At 67.4% G+C, this 15,505-nt stretch carries 14 protein-coding genes; all 14 read right to left on the minus strand.

Annotated elements, in window-relative coordinates:
- Window positions 1-119 precede the first annotated feature (119 nt).
- The 14 genes from proS to nuoG all read right to left on the minus strand — a co-directional run bounded on the left by proS (window position 120) and on the right by nuoG (window position 15,495).
- A complete protein-coding gene (proS, locus tag F1193_RS09960; protein WP_150097535.1) occupies window positions 120-1,442 on the minus strand; it encodes a proline--tRNA ligase in 1,323 nt (440 codons plus the stop codon).
- Between the two features lie 538 nt (window positions 1,443-1,980).
- The gene (mce, locus tag F1193_RS09965) at window positions 1,981-2,385 is read right to left on the minus strand and encodes a methylmalonyl-CoA epimerase (RefSeq protein WP_150097536.1); all 405 of its coding nucleotides are present in this window, start codon (window positions 2,383-2,385) and stop codon (window positions 1,981-1,983) included.
- A gap of 97 nt (window positions 2,386-2,482) precedes the next feature.
- Complete coding sequence (locus tag F1193_RS09970) at window positions 2,483-4,153, minus strand: ribonuclease J (RefSeq protein ID WP_150097537.1); 1,671 nt, start codon at window positions 4,151-4,153, stop codon at window positions 2,483-2,485.
- Window positions 4,154-4,454: 301 nt separating this feature from the next.
- Window positions 4,455-5,264 carry a biotin--[acetyl-CoA-carboxylase] ligase gene (locus tag F1193_RS09975; RefSeq protein ID WP_150097538.1) on the minus strand — a complete coding sequence of 270 codons (810 nt, stop codon included), beginning with the start codon at window positions 5,262-5,264 and terminating at the stop codon, window positions 4,455-4,457.
- Between the two features lie 26 nt (window positions 5,265-5,290).
- Window positions 5,291-6,751 carry an NADH-quinone oxidoreductase subunit NuoN gene (gene nuoN, locus F1193_RS09980; RefSeq protein ID WP_150097539.1) on the minus strand — a complete coding sequence of 487 codons (1,461 nt, stop codon included), beginning with the start codon at window positions 6,749-6,751 and terminating at the stop codon, window positions 5,291-5,293.
- A 13-nt stretch (window positions 6,752-6,764) separates the two neighbouring features.
- Window positions 6,765-8,273, minus strand: a complete 1,509-nt coding sequence (locus F1193_RS09985) for an NADH-quinone oxidoreductase subunit M (RefSeq protein ID WP_150097540.1) — start codon at window positions 8,271-8,273, stop codon at window positions 6,765-6,767.
- Entirely contained in the window at window positions 8,273-10,303 is a 2,031-nt protein-coding gene (gene nuoL / locus F1193_RS09990; RefSeq protein ID WP_150097541.1) for an NADH-quinone oxidoreductase subunit L, read from the minus strand. Before nuoL ends, F1193_RS09985 begins: the two co-directional genes overlap by 1 nt.
- A 4-nt stretch (window positions 10,304-10,307) precedes the next feature.
- Window positions 10,308-10,616: an NADH-quinone oxidoreductase subunit NuoK gene (gene nuoK / locus F1193_RS09995; RefSeq protein ID WP_126398038.1), complete on the minus strand. Its 309-nt coding sequence runs from the start codon at window positions 10,614-10,616 to the stop codon at window positions 10,308-10,310.
- Window positions 10,617-10,619: 3 nt separating this feature from the next.
- On the minus strand, window positions 10,620-11,231 hold the full coding sequence (locus F1193_RS10000; RefSeq protein WP_150097542.1) for an NADH-quinone oxidoreductase subunit J: 612 nt from the start codon (window positions 11,229-11,231) through the stop codon (window positions 10,620-10,622).
- A gap of 60 nt (window positions 11,232-11,291) precedes the next feature.
- On the minus strand, window positions 11,292-11,780 hold the full coding sequence (gene nuoI / locus F1193_RS10005) for an NADH-quinone oxidoreductase subunit NuoI (protein ID WP_150097543.1): 489 nt from the start codon (window positions 11,778-11,780) through the stop codon (window positions 11,292-11,294).
- 43 nt (window positions 11,781-11,823) lie between these two features.
- Window positions 11,824-12,078: a hypothetical protein gene (locus tag F1193_RS10010; protein WP_150097544.1), complete on the minus strand. Its 255-nt coding sequence runs from the start codon at window positions 12,076-12,078 to the stop codon at window positions 11,824-11,826.
- 15 nt (window positions 12,079-12,093) lie between these two features.
- Complete coding sequence (locus F1193_RS10015) at window positions 12,094-12,351, minus strand: hypothetical protein (RefSeq protein ID WP_150097545.1); 258 nt, start codon at window positions 12,349-12,351, stop codon at window positions 12,094-12,096.
- The gene (gene nuoH, locus F1193_RS10020; protein WP_150097546.1) at window positions 12,348-13,409 is read right to left on the minus strand and encodes an NADH-quinone oxidoreductase subunit NuoH; all 1,062 of its coding nucleotides are present in this window, start codon (window positions 13,407-13,409) and stop codon (window positions 12,348-12,350) included. The genes F1193_RS10015 and nuoH overlap by 4 nt, the downstream gene beginning before the upstream one ends.
- Window positions 13,410-13,416: 7 nt before the next feature.
- A complete protein-coding gene (gene nuoG, locus F1193_RS10025) occupies window positions 13,417-15,495 on the minus strand; it encodes an NADH-quinone oxidoreductase subunit NuoG (protein WP_150097547.1) in 2,079 nt (692 codons plus the stop codon).
- Between the last annotated feature and the right edge of the window lie 10 nt (window positions 15,496-15,505).

Genomic DNA, 15,505 nt, shown 5'->3' on the forward strand with positions numbered 1-15,505 from the left:
TGCTTCCTCTAGAGCGTCCGGTCTGACCACGTCAGATCGGGCGCTCTAGGCTTTCGAGAACTCGCATTTTCGTGTGCAAAGCCGGTTCCCCCCTTTGCGGAAAATGCGCCAGTCCGCCCTCAGCCGGCGAAGCGCGCCAGCGCGTCGGACGGGCTCACCAGCTCGCGCGCGCCATCGGCGCGGCGCTTCAGCTCCACCTTGCCCTCGGCCAGTCCCTTGGGCCCCACCAGGATCTGGTGGGGGATGCCGATCAGGTCGGCCTTGGCGAACTTGGCGCCCGGCCGCTCGTCGGTGTCGTCATAGAGCACGTCCACCCCCTTGGCCTTCAGCGCCGTATAGAGCGCGCCGCAGGCGGCGTCGGTGGCGCTGTCGCCGGCCTTCAGATTCAGCACCGCCACCGTGAACGGCGCCACCGCCTCCGGCCAGATGATGCCGGCCTCGTCATGGCCGGCCTCGATCAGCGCGGCGACGAGGCGCGACGGGCCGATGCCGTAGGAGCCCATGTGCACGGGGCGCTCGACGCCGTCCGGTCCGGCCACGGTCGCATTCATCGGCGCCGAATACTTGGTTCCGAAGTAGAAAATATGGCCGACCTCGATGCCGCGCGCCGAAACCCGCCGATCCTCCGGCACCGCGGCGAACGCCGCCGCGTCGTGCTTCTCGCTGGTGGCGGCATAGAGCGAGGTCCAGCGGTCGAAGATCCCCTGCAGCCCCGCGACGTCCTCGAAATCGGTTTCGGCCCCGGGTACGTCGAAGTCGAGGAAGTCCTTGTGGCAATAGACCTCGCTCTCGCCGGTCGAGGCCAGGATGATGAATTCGTGGGAGAGGTTGCCGCCGATCGGCCCGGTGTCGGCGACCATCGGGATCGCCTTCAGCCCCATCCGCGCGAAGGTGCGCAGGTAGGCCACGAACATCCGGTTGTAGGAATGGCGGGCGCCGGCCTGGTCGATGTCGAAGGAATAGGCGTCCTTCATCAGGAACTCGCGCGAGCGCATGGTGCCGAAGCGCGGCCGGATCTCGTCGCGGAACTTCCACTGCAGATGATAGAGATTGAGCGGCAGCGACTTGTAGGACTTCACATAGCTGCGGAAGATCGAGGTGATCATCTCCTCATTGGTCGGCCCGAACAGCATGTCGCGCTCGTGCCGGTCCTTGATGCGCAGCATCTCCTTGCCATAGTCGTCGTAGCGGCCGCTCTCGCGCCACAGATCCGCCGACTGGATGGTGGGCATCAGGAGTTCGATGGCGCCGGCGCGGTCCTGCTCCTCGCGCACGATGCGGCAGACCTTCTGCAGCACCCGGTGGCCGAGCGGCAGCCAGGCATAGATGCCGGCCGACTGCTGCTGCACCAGGCCGGCGCGCAGCATCAGCCGGTGCGAAACGATCTCCGCTTCCTTCGGGGTTTCGCGAAGGATCGGCACGAAATAGCGGGACAGACGCATGGGAGGAGCTCGCGAGTCGGTCGGCGGCGCGGTCGGAAGGCGCGACAGAACCCGGAACACCACGAAAAGACAAGCCCCCGCCCGCCATTCGGTGCCGGCGGCGGGCGTCACCCGGCCGGGCGACGCGGCGAACGCCCGCCTTCCGCAAGAGGAACTGCCCCGCGCAATTCGCAGGTGACACGCAATTTCGCGTTCTGTACTCTAGCCTTGCGAGAAGGGACCGCCTCCGGTTGAATCCGGGGTGATGTGGGTCCAGGTCTCGGGGGGAAATTCGAGGGCAAGGCGGTGGCGGCGGTCCTGCAGGGGCCTCAAGGCAATGCCTGAACGCCGTCCAGAAATCCCGCCGCCAAAACACAAGGCCGTCAGGATAGGCGGCCACCTCAGGGCGCTGCGCGGGCGGGATTGGATCCCGCCCGTTGTCGTTTTCACGACAATTCCTTCCCGCCGCCGGCGCCCGCTCCCGCGCGGCCTGGATCGACACGGTCCGCAGATCAGGTCAGCTCCCGCCTTCCCTCTCGGTCCGCGTGCATCCTGAAGGTCACGCCTGCTCCAGCTCCACCAGCGTGCCGAGGAAATCCTTGGGATGCAGGAACAGCACCGGCTTGCCGTGGGCGCCGATCTTGGGATCGCCATTGCCCAGCACCCGCGCGCCCTGCGCCTTCAGCTGGTCGCGGGCGGCGAGAATGTCGTCGACCTCGTAGCAGATGTGGTGGATGCCGCCGTCGGGGCTCTTCTCCAGGAACTTGGCGATCGGCGAGTTCTCGCCCAGCGGCTCCAGCAGCTCCACCTTGGTGTTGGGAAGCTTGATGAACACCACATTCACGCCGTGCTCGGGCTGCGGCAGCACGTCGGACACCTCGGCGCCGAGCGTATCGCGGTAGACGGCGGACGCGGCCTTGATGTCCTTGACCGCGATGGCGACGTGATTCAACCGGCCGATCATGCATTCCTCCAGCGATGGTCAAAGACCGTCATACGAAGAATAGTCTGCGAAAATAAGTCACGAAGATCGTTGCCTGGAGATCGTCCTGCAAAGACTGTCATACCTGGACAACCATCACCCGGACAATCGGCTTCTTTCCCCAGGCCTCTGCGACCGTACCGCGCACGCCGCGCAGGATCGATTCCTCGACGGCGCGCGGATCGCGCCGGCGCGCCCGCGGCAGGGTGTCGAAGGTTTCGAGCACCGCGTCGTCGACGATCGAATCGAAGGTGCGGCCGTCGGCCGTGCGCTCGGGCAGGCCGAGCGACTCGATGCGGACGTCGCCGGCCAGTTCGCCCTTGTCGGTGAGCGCCAGCGCCACCGCGACGATGCCGACGAAGGACAGCTTGCGGCGGTCGGCGATGGTGCGCGAGGCATCCTCGATCAGCACCTTGCCGTCCTTGTAGAGGCGCGCCGCCGGCACTTCGTCGACCACCTCGGCCGGCCCCGGCGCCAGCCGCACCACGTCGCCATTGCCGCACCGCACCACCTCGGGAACGCCGACTTCCTCGGCCAGCACGGCATGCTCGTGCATGTGCAGCGCCTCGCCATGCACCGGCAGCAGGATGCGCGGGCGCACCCAGCGCAGCAGGTCGGCCATCTCGCTGCGGCGCGGGTGGCCGGAGACGTGGATCATGTGGGTGCGGTCGGTGATCACCTCGACGCCCTGGCGGATCAGCGCATTGATGATGCGGCCGATGCCGACCTCGTTGCCGGGGATGGCCCGGGCCGAGAACACCACCGTGTCGCCGGGCGACAGCGCGATGTCGGGGTGCTCGTCGAGCGCGATGCGCGACAGCGCCGCGCGCGGCTCGCCCTGGCTGCCGGTGATCAGCGCCACCACCTTGTCGCGCGGCAGGTAGCCGTAGGTATCGACCGAGCGGAATTCGCGCACGCCATCCAGATAGCCGAGCTCGCGCGCCACCATGGAGACGCGCTCCATGGCGCGGCCGACCAGCACCACCTCGCGGCCGGCCGCCTCGGCGGCCTTGGCCACCGACACCATGCGCGCCACGTTGGAGGCAAAGGTGGTGACCGCCACCCGCCCGCGCGCCTCGGCGATCACCTTGGCGAGGTTGGCGCCGGCATCGGCCTCGGAGGGCGAGCGCCCTTCCCGCACCGCATTGGTCGAATCGGCCACCATCGCCAGCACGCCGGCATCGCCCAGCGCACGGAAGCGCGCCTCGTCGGTGATGGAGCCGACCACCGGCGTGGGGTCCATCTTCCAGTCGCCGGTGTGCAGCACGGTGCCGAACGGCGTGCCGATCGCCAGCGCGTGGCTTTCGGGGATCGAGTGGGCGACGGGAATGAAATCGACCTCGAACGGCCCGAGCGAGACGTGGCCGCCGACCGGCACGACCTCGATCGGAATGTCCGGCGCGCCCGGCTCCTGCAGGCGGCGCACGGTGATGAGCTGCGCCGTGAACGGCGTGGTGTAGACCGGCGCCCGCAGGCGCGGCCACAGATCGGCCAGCGCGCCGATATGGTCCTCGTGGCCGTGGCTGATGACGATACCGAGGAGGTTCTTGCGCTCCTCCTCGATGAAGCGGACATCGGGCAGAATGATATCGATGCCCGGCAACTGGTCGTTGGCGAAGCCGACGCCGCAGTCCACCGCCAGCCACTGGCGCTTGCGCCCCTGGCCGATGCCATAGAGCGCGAAATTCATGCCGATCTCGCCGACACCGCCGAGCGGCACGAACACCAGTTCGGCTTCGCCCTTGGTCATCGCCGTTTCTCCCGCATTCTCACGAAATCTGCGCATCCGCAAAAACCGGCTTTGCGCAGCAAAAACCCGGTCCGTTCGAGCATCCGCCAATCATACTGAAACGGCCGGATGCTCTAACTCCTTGAATTGTCGCATTCTCTTCCGCAAAACCGGTTCCCGCTTCTGCGGAGAATGCTCTTATGCGAAATCCGGACGATTGGGCCGGATTTCGCATTCCGGTCGCCGAAAAACCCTTTTCATATCAAGGATTTTTTCGGCGAAACCGTTTCCGGTATCCCGAAGGGATCAACCGGAAACCGTATTAGGACCCATGCCGAACCTGATCCGGCGGCGAAGGGTCGGGGATGGTCGTCACCAGCGGCAGAATCTCGCCGGTGCCGATTCGCGTCCTGGTGCCGTCGCCGCGCAGCAGAACCAGCGCGCCATCGCCGTCCAGCGTCTCGAACCGGCCGTCGACCACCTCCGCGCCGGTGCGCACCGTGATCGGCTGGCCGAGCGTGCCGGCCCGCGCCAGCCAGCCTGCCCGGATCGCCGGGAAGCCGTCGCCGCCCCGCCACTCGGCGAAGCGGACCGCCAGCGCCGCATCCAGCGCCGACAGCAGCAGCGCCGGCGTCACCGTGCAGCCCGCCGCCGAGAGATGCGTCGCCGGATACGACGTGCCCTGCGGATGGTGGGCGCAATTGACGCCGAAGCCGATGACCGCCGCCAGCGGCCGGCCGGCCGGCGCCACCTCGCCCTCCACCAGGATGCCGGCGCACTTGGCGCCGTCGAGCATCAGGTCGTTTGGCCATTTCAGCGACAGGCGCGGCACGTCGAGGCCGCACACCGCCCCCACCGCGTCGAACAGCGCCAGCCCGGCGACGAAGCACAGTTGCGGGCAGGCTTCCGAGGGCGCCGGATCGGTGAGCAGGATGCTGGCGTAGAGATTGCCGGGCTCGGACGCCCACGTCCGCCCACGCCGGCCGCGACCCTCGCTCTGCCGCTCGGCGGTGATCCAGAACGGCCCGAACTCGCCACGCCTCGCCCGCGCCAGCGCCTCGGCATTGGTGGAGCCCACAAGGTCGAGGGCGATGACGGGCGCGCTCCCGCCCGCGAACTCACCAACACCCATCGACGCGACTCATCCCTCGGCGTGGTTCAGAACAGCGATTTCGCCGCCGCCGCTGCGGCGTTGTTCAGTCCCGAGGGATACACGATATAGAACGAGACAAACAGCCCCGCCGCGCCCAGCACCGCCTTGAGCTCCCCGCTCATCGGCACGAACGCCCCCTTCGGCTCGTCGAAATACATGATCTTGACGATGCGCAAGTAGTAGTAGGCGCCGACCACGCTGGCCAGCACGCCGATCACCGCCAGCACATAGAGCTTGGCCTCGATGGCCGCCAGAAACACGTAGAACTTGGCGAAGAAGCCCGCGAACCACGGCACCCCGGCCAGCGAGAACAGCAGCGTGCCGAACAGCAGCGCCATCAACGGCTTGGTGCGGGCGAGGCCGGCGAGATCGGAAATGTCCTCGACCGGCCCCTCGGGGCGGCGCATCGCCAGGATGCAGGCGAACGAGCCCAGCGTCATCACCACATAGATCGACATGTAGATCAGCACGCCGCTGACCCCGTCCGCCGTGCCGGCGGCGAGCCCGGTGAGAGCGAAGCCCATGTGGCTGATCGACGAATAGGCCATCAGCCGCTTGATGTTGCTCTGGCCGATGGCGGCGAACGCACCGAGCGTCATTGAGGCGATGGCGACGAACACCACGATCTGCTGCCAGGCCGGGACGATGCCGGGGAAGGCATCGAGCGCCACCCGCACGAAGATCGCCATGCCCGCCGCCTTGGGCGCCGCGGCGAAGAAGGCGGTCACCGGCGTCGGCGCGCCCTCATAGACGTCCGGCGTCCACATGTGGAACGGCACCGCCGACACCTTGAAGCACAGGCCGGCGAACACGAAGACGAGGCCGACGACGACGCCGATGCTCGACGCCGACGCCTCGGCGCCCGGCCGCATGGCCTCCGCCGTGACCTGGGCGATGCCGGGGAAGCTCACCGTGCCGGCGAAGCCATAGATCAGCGACGCGCCATACAGCAGCATCCCCGAGGACAGCGCGCCGAGCACGAAATACTTCAGGCCGGCCTCGGTCGAGCGCAGCGAGTCGCGGTCGATCGCCGCCACGACGTAGAGCGCGAGGCTCATCAGCTCCAGGCCGAGATAGAGCGCGATCAGGTCGTTGGCCGAAATGATCATGCCCATGCCGCAAGCCGCGAGCAGCACCAGCACCGGAAATTCGAAGCGCGCATTGGGCCCGGCGCAGAAATGCTCGCCCGCCATGGCCAGCGCGACGGCCGAAGCGGCGAACGTCAGCACCTTGAGGAAGCGCGCAAAATCGTCGAGCACGAAGGCGCCGCCGAAGGTCTCGATGCGTCCCGGCTCGCCCGCCAGCACCAGCAGGGCGGCCATCGCCAGCAGCGCCATCGACGCGCCATTGATGAAGCCGGCGCGCCGCGCGCCGCCGAAGGCGCCGACCATCAGCAGCCCGAGCGCGCCGAGCGCCAGCGTGATCTCCGGCACCGCCGGCAGCAGAGAGGGGATCGCGGCAACCATGGACGAATCTCCCTCAGAAGCCGGCGACCAGCGTCGCGGTGGCGCCGAGCGCCTGCAGATAGCCCTCGACGAGGCCCTTGACCGCGGCGGCCGAGGTGTCCAGCACCGGCATCGGCCAGAACCCGAACAGGATGGTGAGCACGATCAGCGGAGCGAGGCTCGCCACCTCGCGCCCGTTCAGATCGGCGATCGTTGCCAATGACGGCTTGTCGAGAACCCCGAAGATCACCCGGCGATAGAGCCACAGCGCGTAGCACGCCGACAGGATGAGGCCGAGGGCTGCGGCGAACGCCACCAGCGTATTGGCGCGGAAGGCGCCGACCAGCGTCAGGAACTCGCCGACGAAACCCGACGTGCCGGGCAGGCCGACATTGGCCAGCGTGAACACCATGAACGCCGCGGCATAGAGCGGCATGCGGTTGACCAGCCCGCCATAGGCGGCGATGTCGCGGGTGTGCATGCGGTCGTAGATGACGCCCACGCACAGAAACAGCGCGCCCGACACCAGCCCGTGCGACACCATCTGGAACACCGCGCCCTGCATGCCCTGCTCGGTGGCCGAGAAGATGCCGAGCGTGACGAAGCCCATGTGCGCCACCGACGAATAGGCGATGAGCTTCTTCATGTCCTCCTGCACCAGCGCGACCAGGGAGGTGTAGACGATGGCGATCACCGACAGCGTGAAGACCAGCGGCGTGAAGAACTCGCTGGCGTCGGGGAACATCGGGATCGAGAAGCGGATGAAGCCGTAGCCGCCCATCTTCAGCAGGATCGCCGCCAGCACCACCGAGCCGGCGGTCGGCGCCTCGACATGGGCATCCGGCAGCCAGGTGTGCACCGGCCACATCGGCAGCTTGACCGCGAAGGAGGCGAAGAAGGCGAGCCACAGCCACGTCTGCATCCCCGGCGGGAAGCCGTAGGCTTGCAAAGCCCGGATGTCGGTGGTGCCGGCCTGCCAGTACATCGCCATGATGGCGAGCAGCATCAGCACCGCGCCGAGGAAGGTGTAGAGGAAGAACTTGAACGCCGCGTAGATGCGCCGCTTGCCGCCCCACACGCCGATGATCAGGAACATCGGGATCAGGCCGCCCTCGAAGAAGACGTAGAACAGCACGAGATCGAGCGCGCAGAAGGTGCCGATCATCAGCGTTTCGAGCACCAGGAAGGCGACCAGATATTCCTTCACCCGCTGGCTGATCGACGTCCAGCTGGCGATGATGCAGATCGGCATCAGGAAGGTGGTGAGGATGACGAACGGCAGCGCGATGCCGTCGATGCCCATCCGGTACTGGATGTTGGGACCGAGCCACGCCCGCGTCTCGACGAACTGGAACTCGGGCGAGCCCGGATCGAACTCGACGAGCAGGATCAGCGAGATCGCGAAGGTGACGACCGTGGTCCACAGCGCCACCCAGCGGGCATTGCTGAAGGTCCTTTCATCGTCGCCGCGCAGGGCGAAAATGAACAGCGCGCCGACCAGCGGCAGGAAGGTGATGACGGAAAGAATCGGCCAGCCCGACATCAGCGCACCCCCCCGGCGAACATGAACCACGTCACCAGCGCCGCGACGCCGATCAGCATCGCGAAGGCATAGTGGTAGAGATAGCCGGTCTGCAGCCGCACCACGCGGTTGGTGGTGTCCATCACCCGCGCGGCGACGCCGTCCGGCCCCAGCCCGTCGATCACCGCGCCGTCGCCCTGCTTCCACAGGAGACGGCCGAGCCGCTTGGCCGAATTGACGAACACAACCTCGTAGAGCTCGTCGAAGTACCACTTGTTGAGCAGGAACAGATAGAGCGGCCGCAGGCGTTGCGCGAACAGCGCGGGAAGATGCGGCGAGACGATGTAGAACAGCACCGCCACCGCGAAGCCGGCGGCCATGGCGATGGTCGGCGCGAACACCACCAGCGGCGGCAGATGGTGCATCTCTTCGAGCAGGCCGTCCTTGGCGAGCGAGATCGACTGGCGGAAGAACTCGCCCACGCCGTGCGCATCGACGAACGCCGTTTTGAAGGCGAAGCCGGCGCCGAGCGCGCCCACGGCCAGCACCAGGAGCGGCAGCAACATCGTCTTGGGCGCCTCGTGCACATCCTCGAGGCGGGTGATGGCGTGGTGCCCGTGGTTGCCGTGCGCGTGATCGTCATGCGCATGAGTGTCGTGCGCGTGAGCGTCGTGGCCATGGGCATGCCCGTGGCCCTCGGCGACGAAGCGCGGCTTGCCGTGGAAGGTGAGCAGGATCAGCCGCCAGGAATAGAACGAGGTCAGCGCCGCCGCGATCACCAGCATCCAGAAGCCGTAGCCCGACAGCGCCGCGTGCGAGGCGAAGGCGGATTCGACGATCGCGTCCTTGGAATAGAAGCCGGCGGTGAAAGGGAAGCCGGTGAGCGCCAGCGTGCCGATCACCATCATCGCATAGGTGAAGGGCAGCGCCTTCCAAAGCCCACCCATCTTCCGGATGTCCTGCTCGTGGTGCATGGCGATGATCACCGCCCCCGAGCCGAGGAACAGCAGCGCCTTGAAGAAGGCGTGGGTGAACAGGTGGAACATGCCCACCGAATAGGCCCCCACCCCCATGGCGACGAACATGTAGCCGAGCTGCGAGCAGGTCGAATAGGCGATCACCCGCTTGATGTCGTTCTGGACGAGACCCACCGTCGCGGCGAAGAAGGCGGTGGTGGCGCCGACCAGGATCACCACCTCCTGGGCGGTGGGCGCCAGCTCGAACAGCGGCGACAGCCGCGCCACCATGAACACGCCCGCCGTGACCATGGTCGCGGCATGGATCAGGGCGGAGACCGGGGTCGGGCCCTCCATCGCGTCCGGCAGCCAGGTGTGCAGCAGGAACTGCGCCGACTTGCCCATCGCCCCCATGAACAGCAGCAGGCAGATCAGGGTCAGCGCGTCGAACCACGTGCCGCCGAGCGGGATCACCTTGCCCTGCAGCGACGGCGCCTGGGCGAAGATGGTGTCGAAATCGATCGACCCCACCATCCAGTAGGTGGCGAAGATGCCGAGCGCGAAGCCGAAATCGCCGACGCGGTTGACCACGAAGGCCTTGATGGCGGCGGCGTTGGCCGAGGGCTTGAGATACCAGAAGCCGATGAGCAGGTAGCTGGCGAGGCCCACGCCCTCCCAGCCGAAGTACATCTGCACCAGATTGTCGGCGGTCACCAGCGCCAGCATGGCGAAGGTGAACAGCGACAGATACGAGAAGAAGCGCTGGCGGTGCGGATCGTCGGCCATGTAGCCGATCGAATAGAGGTGCACCAGCGCCGAGACGGTGTTGACCACCACCAGCATGACGGCGGTGAGCGTGTCGATGCGCAGCGCCCAGTCGACCTTGAAGGTGCCGACCTCGAACCAGGTGAACAGCATCACCCGCGTGGTCTCGCCGCCATAGCCGACATTGAAGAAGGCGACCCACGACAGCGCCGCCGACACGAAGACCAGGGCGGTGGTGATCACCTCCGAATTGCGTGCGCCGATGAAGCGGCCGAACAGGCCGGCGATCAGGCAGCCGAGGAGCGGGAGCAGGACGATGGCTTGATACATCCCCTCAGCCCTTCATCATGTTGACGTCTTCGACCGCGATCGAGCCGCGGTTGCGGAAGAACACCACGAGGATGGCCAGACCGATGGCCGCCTCGGCGGCGGCCACGGTCAGCACGAACAGCGCGAACACCTGGCCGACGAGGTCGCCGAGAAAGGCCGAGAACGCCACGAAATTGATGTTCACCGACAACAGGATCAGCTCGATCGACATCAGGATGACGATGACGTTCTTGCGGTTGAGGAAGATCCCGACCGTGCCGATGGTGAACAGGATGGCGGCCAGGATGAGGAAGTGCGACAGACCGACGGTCATGGCTCAGATCCCCCGCCGCGACTTGACTTTGCGAAGCTCGACCGCCGTGGCCGGCCCGCGCGCCACCTGCCGGGCGATGTCCTGGCGCTTGACGCCCTCCTTGTGGTGGAGCGTCAGCACGATGGCGCCGATCATCGCCACCAGCAGCACGAGGCCGGCCGCCTGGAAGAAATAGACGTACTGGGTGTAGAGCACCTGGCCCAGCGCCACGGTGTTGGACACCTCGGCCGGCTGCAGCGGCATCTTCACGGCGCCGGACACCCCCGGCCCCACCGCCCAGGTGCCGAGCACCAGCACCAGCTCCACCAGGAACACCAGCCCGACGATGCCGCCGATCGGCAGGTATTGCAGCGCCCCCTGCTTCAGCTCGGCGAAATCGACGTCGAGCATCATCACCACGAACAGGAACAGCACGGCGACGGCGCCGACATAGACCACCACCAGGATCATCGCCAGGAACTCGGCGCCAAGCAGCAGGAACAGCCCGGCCCCGTTGACGAAGGTCAGGATCAGCCACAGCACCGAGTGCACGGGGTTGCGCGCCGCCACCACCATGAAGGCGGAAGCGACGGCGACGCCCGCAAATAGATAGAAGAACGCTGCGGCAACCCCCATCCCAGTCCCCCGTGTCCGGCGCCCGGCGCCGGGCCCACTTGTCCCGCGTGACCTGCGACCTTACCGGTAAGGCGCGTCCAGGCCGATATTGCGGGCGATTTCCCGTTCCCAGCGCTCGCCATTGGCGAGCAGCCGTTCCTTGTCGAAATAAAGCTCTTCGCGCGTCTCGGTGGCGTACTCGAAGTTCGGCCCCTCGACGATGGCATCCACCGGGCACGCCTCCTGGCAGAAGCCGCAATAGATGCATTTCACCATGTCGATGTCGTAACGCGTGGTGCGGCGCGTGCCGTCGTTGCGGCGCGGCCCGGCCTCGATGGTGATGGCCTGGGCCGGGCAGATCGCCTCGCACAGCTTGCAGGCGATGCAGCGCTCCTCGCCGTTCGGGTAGCGGCGCAGCGCGTGCTCGCCGCGGAAGCGCGGGCTCAGCGCCCCCTTCTCGAACGGATAGTTGATGGTCGCCTTCGGCCGGAACAGGTAGCGCATCGACAGGAAGAAGGCCGAGACGAACTCGGTGAGAAACAGCGCACGGGCCGCCTGGTCGAGTTTCATGATCCGCTCCCTCCCCGCCAGCCCGCACGCACCCATCCCGCGCTCACGACAGGCCACCGGCAATGGTCTGCCCGAACAGATAGCCGACCGCCGAGAACGCCACGATATCCAGAACCAGCATGGTGCGGCGCATCAGGGTGATGCGCCGCTCGAAGTCCGCCTTCTCGGCCGCGTTGGTCGAACGGTCGAGCGCCCGCAGCCGCGTCTCCACGAAGCTGACGACAACGCCGAAGTTCAGGAGCCCCAGCGCGAGGCCCATGGCGGCGCCGATCAGTCCCGGCAGGGAGAGTGAGAGCATGGTCAGGCTCCGCCGTCATTGCATCAGTCCCCAGAGGCGGGTGCCGAGGTCGTACCCCACCACGCCGCAAACCACCGGAAACGCCAGCCGGTAGGCCAGGGTCGTGATTCTGGTCAGACGGGCGATGTCGCCGCCGGAACCACCGGCGCTCTCACGCTGCGCGTGCGTCTGGCGCTGCGCCTCCAGCACCCGCGGCAGCACCGCCATGTTGGCGAACAGCGCAAACGCGAGTCCCACCCCAACGCCGAACAGGCCGGCAACGAGCTCCGTCATGGCGCCCACCCCATGGTCTGCAGAACGCCGGCCACCGCCACCACCATGAACAGGGACAGCGGCAGGAACACCTTCCAGCCCAGCCGCATCAACTGGTCGTAGCGGTAGCGCGGCACGAACGCCTTGACCATCGCGAACATGAAGAACACCAGCGACAGCTTGAGGATGAACCACACCACCCCCGGCACCCAGGTGAAGGGCGCCACGTCGAACGGCGGCAGCCACCCGCCCAGGAACAGGATGGTGGTCAGCGCGCACATGGTCATGATCGCCACATACTCGGCCAGCATGAACAGCAGATAGGGCGTGGACGAGTATTCGACCATGAAGCCGGCGACGAGTTCGGATTCGGCCTCCGGCAGGTCGAAGGGCGGCCGGTTGGTCTCCGCCAGCGCCGAGATGAAGAACACCACGAACATCGGGAACAGCGGCAGCCAGAACCAGTTCAGCATCGTCGCCCAGGGGATGCCGAGCATCGTGGCAAAGCCGCGCTCGCGCTGGGCGAACACGATGTCCTGCAGGTTCAGCGACCCCACGCACAAGAGCACGGTGATGATGACGAAGCCGATCGACACCTCGTAGCTCACCATCTGCGCTGCCGAGCGCAGGCTGCCCAGGAACGGATATTTCGAGTTCGACGCCCAGCCGCCCATGATGATGCCGTACACGCCGAGCGAGGAGATGGCGAAGATATAGAGGATGCCGACATTGATGTCGGCCACCGCCCAGCCGGCATCGGCCGGGATCACCGCCCAGGCGGCCAGCGCCAGCACGCACGACACCAGCGGCGCGATCAGGAACACGACCTTGTTGGCGCCGGAGGGGATCACCGGCTCCTTGGTCATGAACTTGATAAAGTCGGCGAACGATTGCCACAGCCCGACCGGGCCGACCACGTTCGGCCCCTTGCGCAGCTGCACCGCCGCCCAGACCTTGCGGTCGGCGAGCAGGACGAAGGCGATGAAGACCAGCAGCGCCACCAGCACCGCCAGGCTGTGCAGGGCGATGACGATAAGATGGAGGGCGGTGTCCAGCCACGCACTATCAAGCCAGCTCATGTCGCCCTCACTCCGCCGCCGCCTGGACGCGCCCGGCCGCCAGGCTTGAGCAGTCCGCCATGACGGCGGAGGCCCGGGCGATCGGGTTGGTCAGATAGAAATCGCCGACCGCGCCGACGAACGGCGCCTTGTCCGGCACCCCGCTTTGGGCCGCAAGCGCAGCGATGGTCCCGGCATCGGCCGGCTCGGCGACGCCGAGGCGGGCCATGTGCGGATGGGCGGCCACCAGCGCCGACCGGAGCGCGGCAAGCGAGTCATAGGGCAGCGTCTCGCCGAGCCGCTCCGACAGCGCCCGCAGGATCGCCCAGTCCTCGCGCGCATCGCCAGGCGGGAAGCCGCCGCGCTGGCCGAGCTGCACCCGCCCCTCGGTATTGACCCAGATGCCCGACTTTTCGGTGTAGGCCGCGCCGGGCAGGATGACGTCGGCGCGGTGGGCGCCACGGTCGCCATGGGTGCCGACATAGACCACGAAGGCGCCGGCCGGCACCGTGACCTCGTCCGCCCCGAGCAGGACCAGCACGTCGAGCGCGCCGGGCTTGAGCATGTCGTTGGTCGAAAGCCCGTCCGGCCCCGGCACGCAGCCGACGTCGAGCGCGCCCACCCGGCTGGCCGCGGTGTGCAGCACCGAAAAGCCGTTCCAGCCGTCCTTGACCGCGCCGATGGCCAGCGCCGCCTTGGCCGCCGCTGCGGCCACCGCCGCGCCGTCGGGCCGCGCCAGCGCGCCCTGCCCCACCAGCACCATCGGCCGCGCCGCGGCCTTGAGCACGCTGGCGAAGGGATGGCGGCCGCCAGCGATCTCCGCCAGCGTGTCCGGCCCGGCGCCGAGATGCTGGGCGTCATAGGTGAGGTCCGCCGCCTCGCCGATCAGCCCGATCGGGAAGCCACCCATGCGCCAGCGCTTGCGGATGCGGGCGTTCAGCACCGCCGCCTCCGCCCGCGGATTGGAGCCGACGATCAGCAGCGCGTCGGCCTGCTCGAGTCCGGCGATGCCGGGATTGAACAGATAGCTTGCCCGCCCCAGTGCCGGATCGAGCGCCGCACCGTCCTGCCGGCAGTCGAGACTGGCGACGCCGAGGCGGTCCAGCAGGCCCTTCAGCGCGAACGCCTCCTCCACCGAGGCGAGATCGCCGACCAGCGCGCCGACGCGCCCGGCCGAAGTCGCGTCCATCTTGGCCTTGATCGCCGCGAACGCCTCGCCCCACGTCGCAGGCGCGAGCTTGCCATCGCGGCGCACATAGGGGCGGTCCAGCCGCTGGGTCTTGAGGCCGTCCCAGATGAAGCGGCTCTTGTCGGAGATCCACTCCTCGTTCACCGCCTCGTTGACGCGCGGCAGGATGCGCATCACCTCGCGGCCGCGCGTGTCGATGCGGATCGCCGCGCCAACCGCGTCCATCACGTCGACCGATTCGGTCTTGGTCAACTCCCACGGCCGGGCGTGGAAGGCGTAGGGCTTCGAGGTCAGCGCGCCGACCGGGCACAAATCGATGACGTTGCCCTGCAGCTCCGAGCGCATGGCGCGCTCAAGATAGGTGGTGATCTCCATGTCCTCGCCGCGGCCGATGGCGCCGAGATCGGGCACGCCCGCCACCTCGGTGATGAAGCGGATGCAGCGCGTGCAATGGATGCAGCGGTTCATCGCCGTCTTGACCAGCGGGCCGATATATTTGTCCTCGACCGCCCGCTTGTTCTCCGCGAAGCGCGAGGTGTCGACGCCATAGGCCATCGCCTGGTCCTGCAGGTCGCACTCCCCGCCCTGGTCGCAGATCGGGCAGTCGAGCGGGTGATTGATGAGCAAAAACTCCATCACCCCTTCGCGCGCCTTCTTCACCATCGGCGACTTGGTGCTGATCACCGGCGGCTCGCCATTGGGGCCGGGGCGCAGGTCGCGCACATTGACCGAGCACGAGGCCTGCGGCTTGGGCACGCCCTTCACCTCGACCAGGCACATGCGGCAATTGCCGGCCACCGACAGCCGCTCGTGGTAGCAGAAGCGCGGGATCTCGGCCCCGGCCTCCTCGCACGCCTGCAGCAGCGTGTCGTCGGGCGACACGTCGACCTCGGTGCCATCGATGATCAGCTTGGCCATGCGTAATCTT

The organism is Blastochloris sulfoviridis, assembly GCF_008630065.1.
GTDB lineage: Bacteria > Pseudomonadota > Alphaproteobacteria > Rhizobiales > Xanthobacteraceae > Blastochloris > Blastochloris sulfoviridis.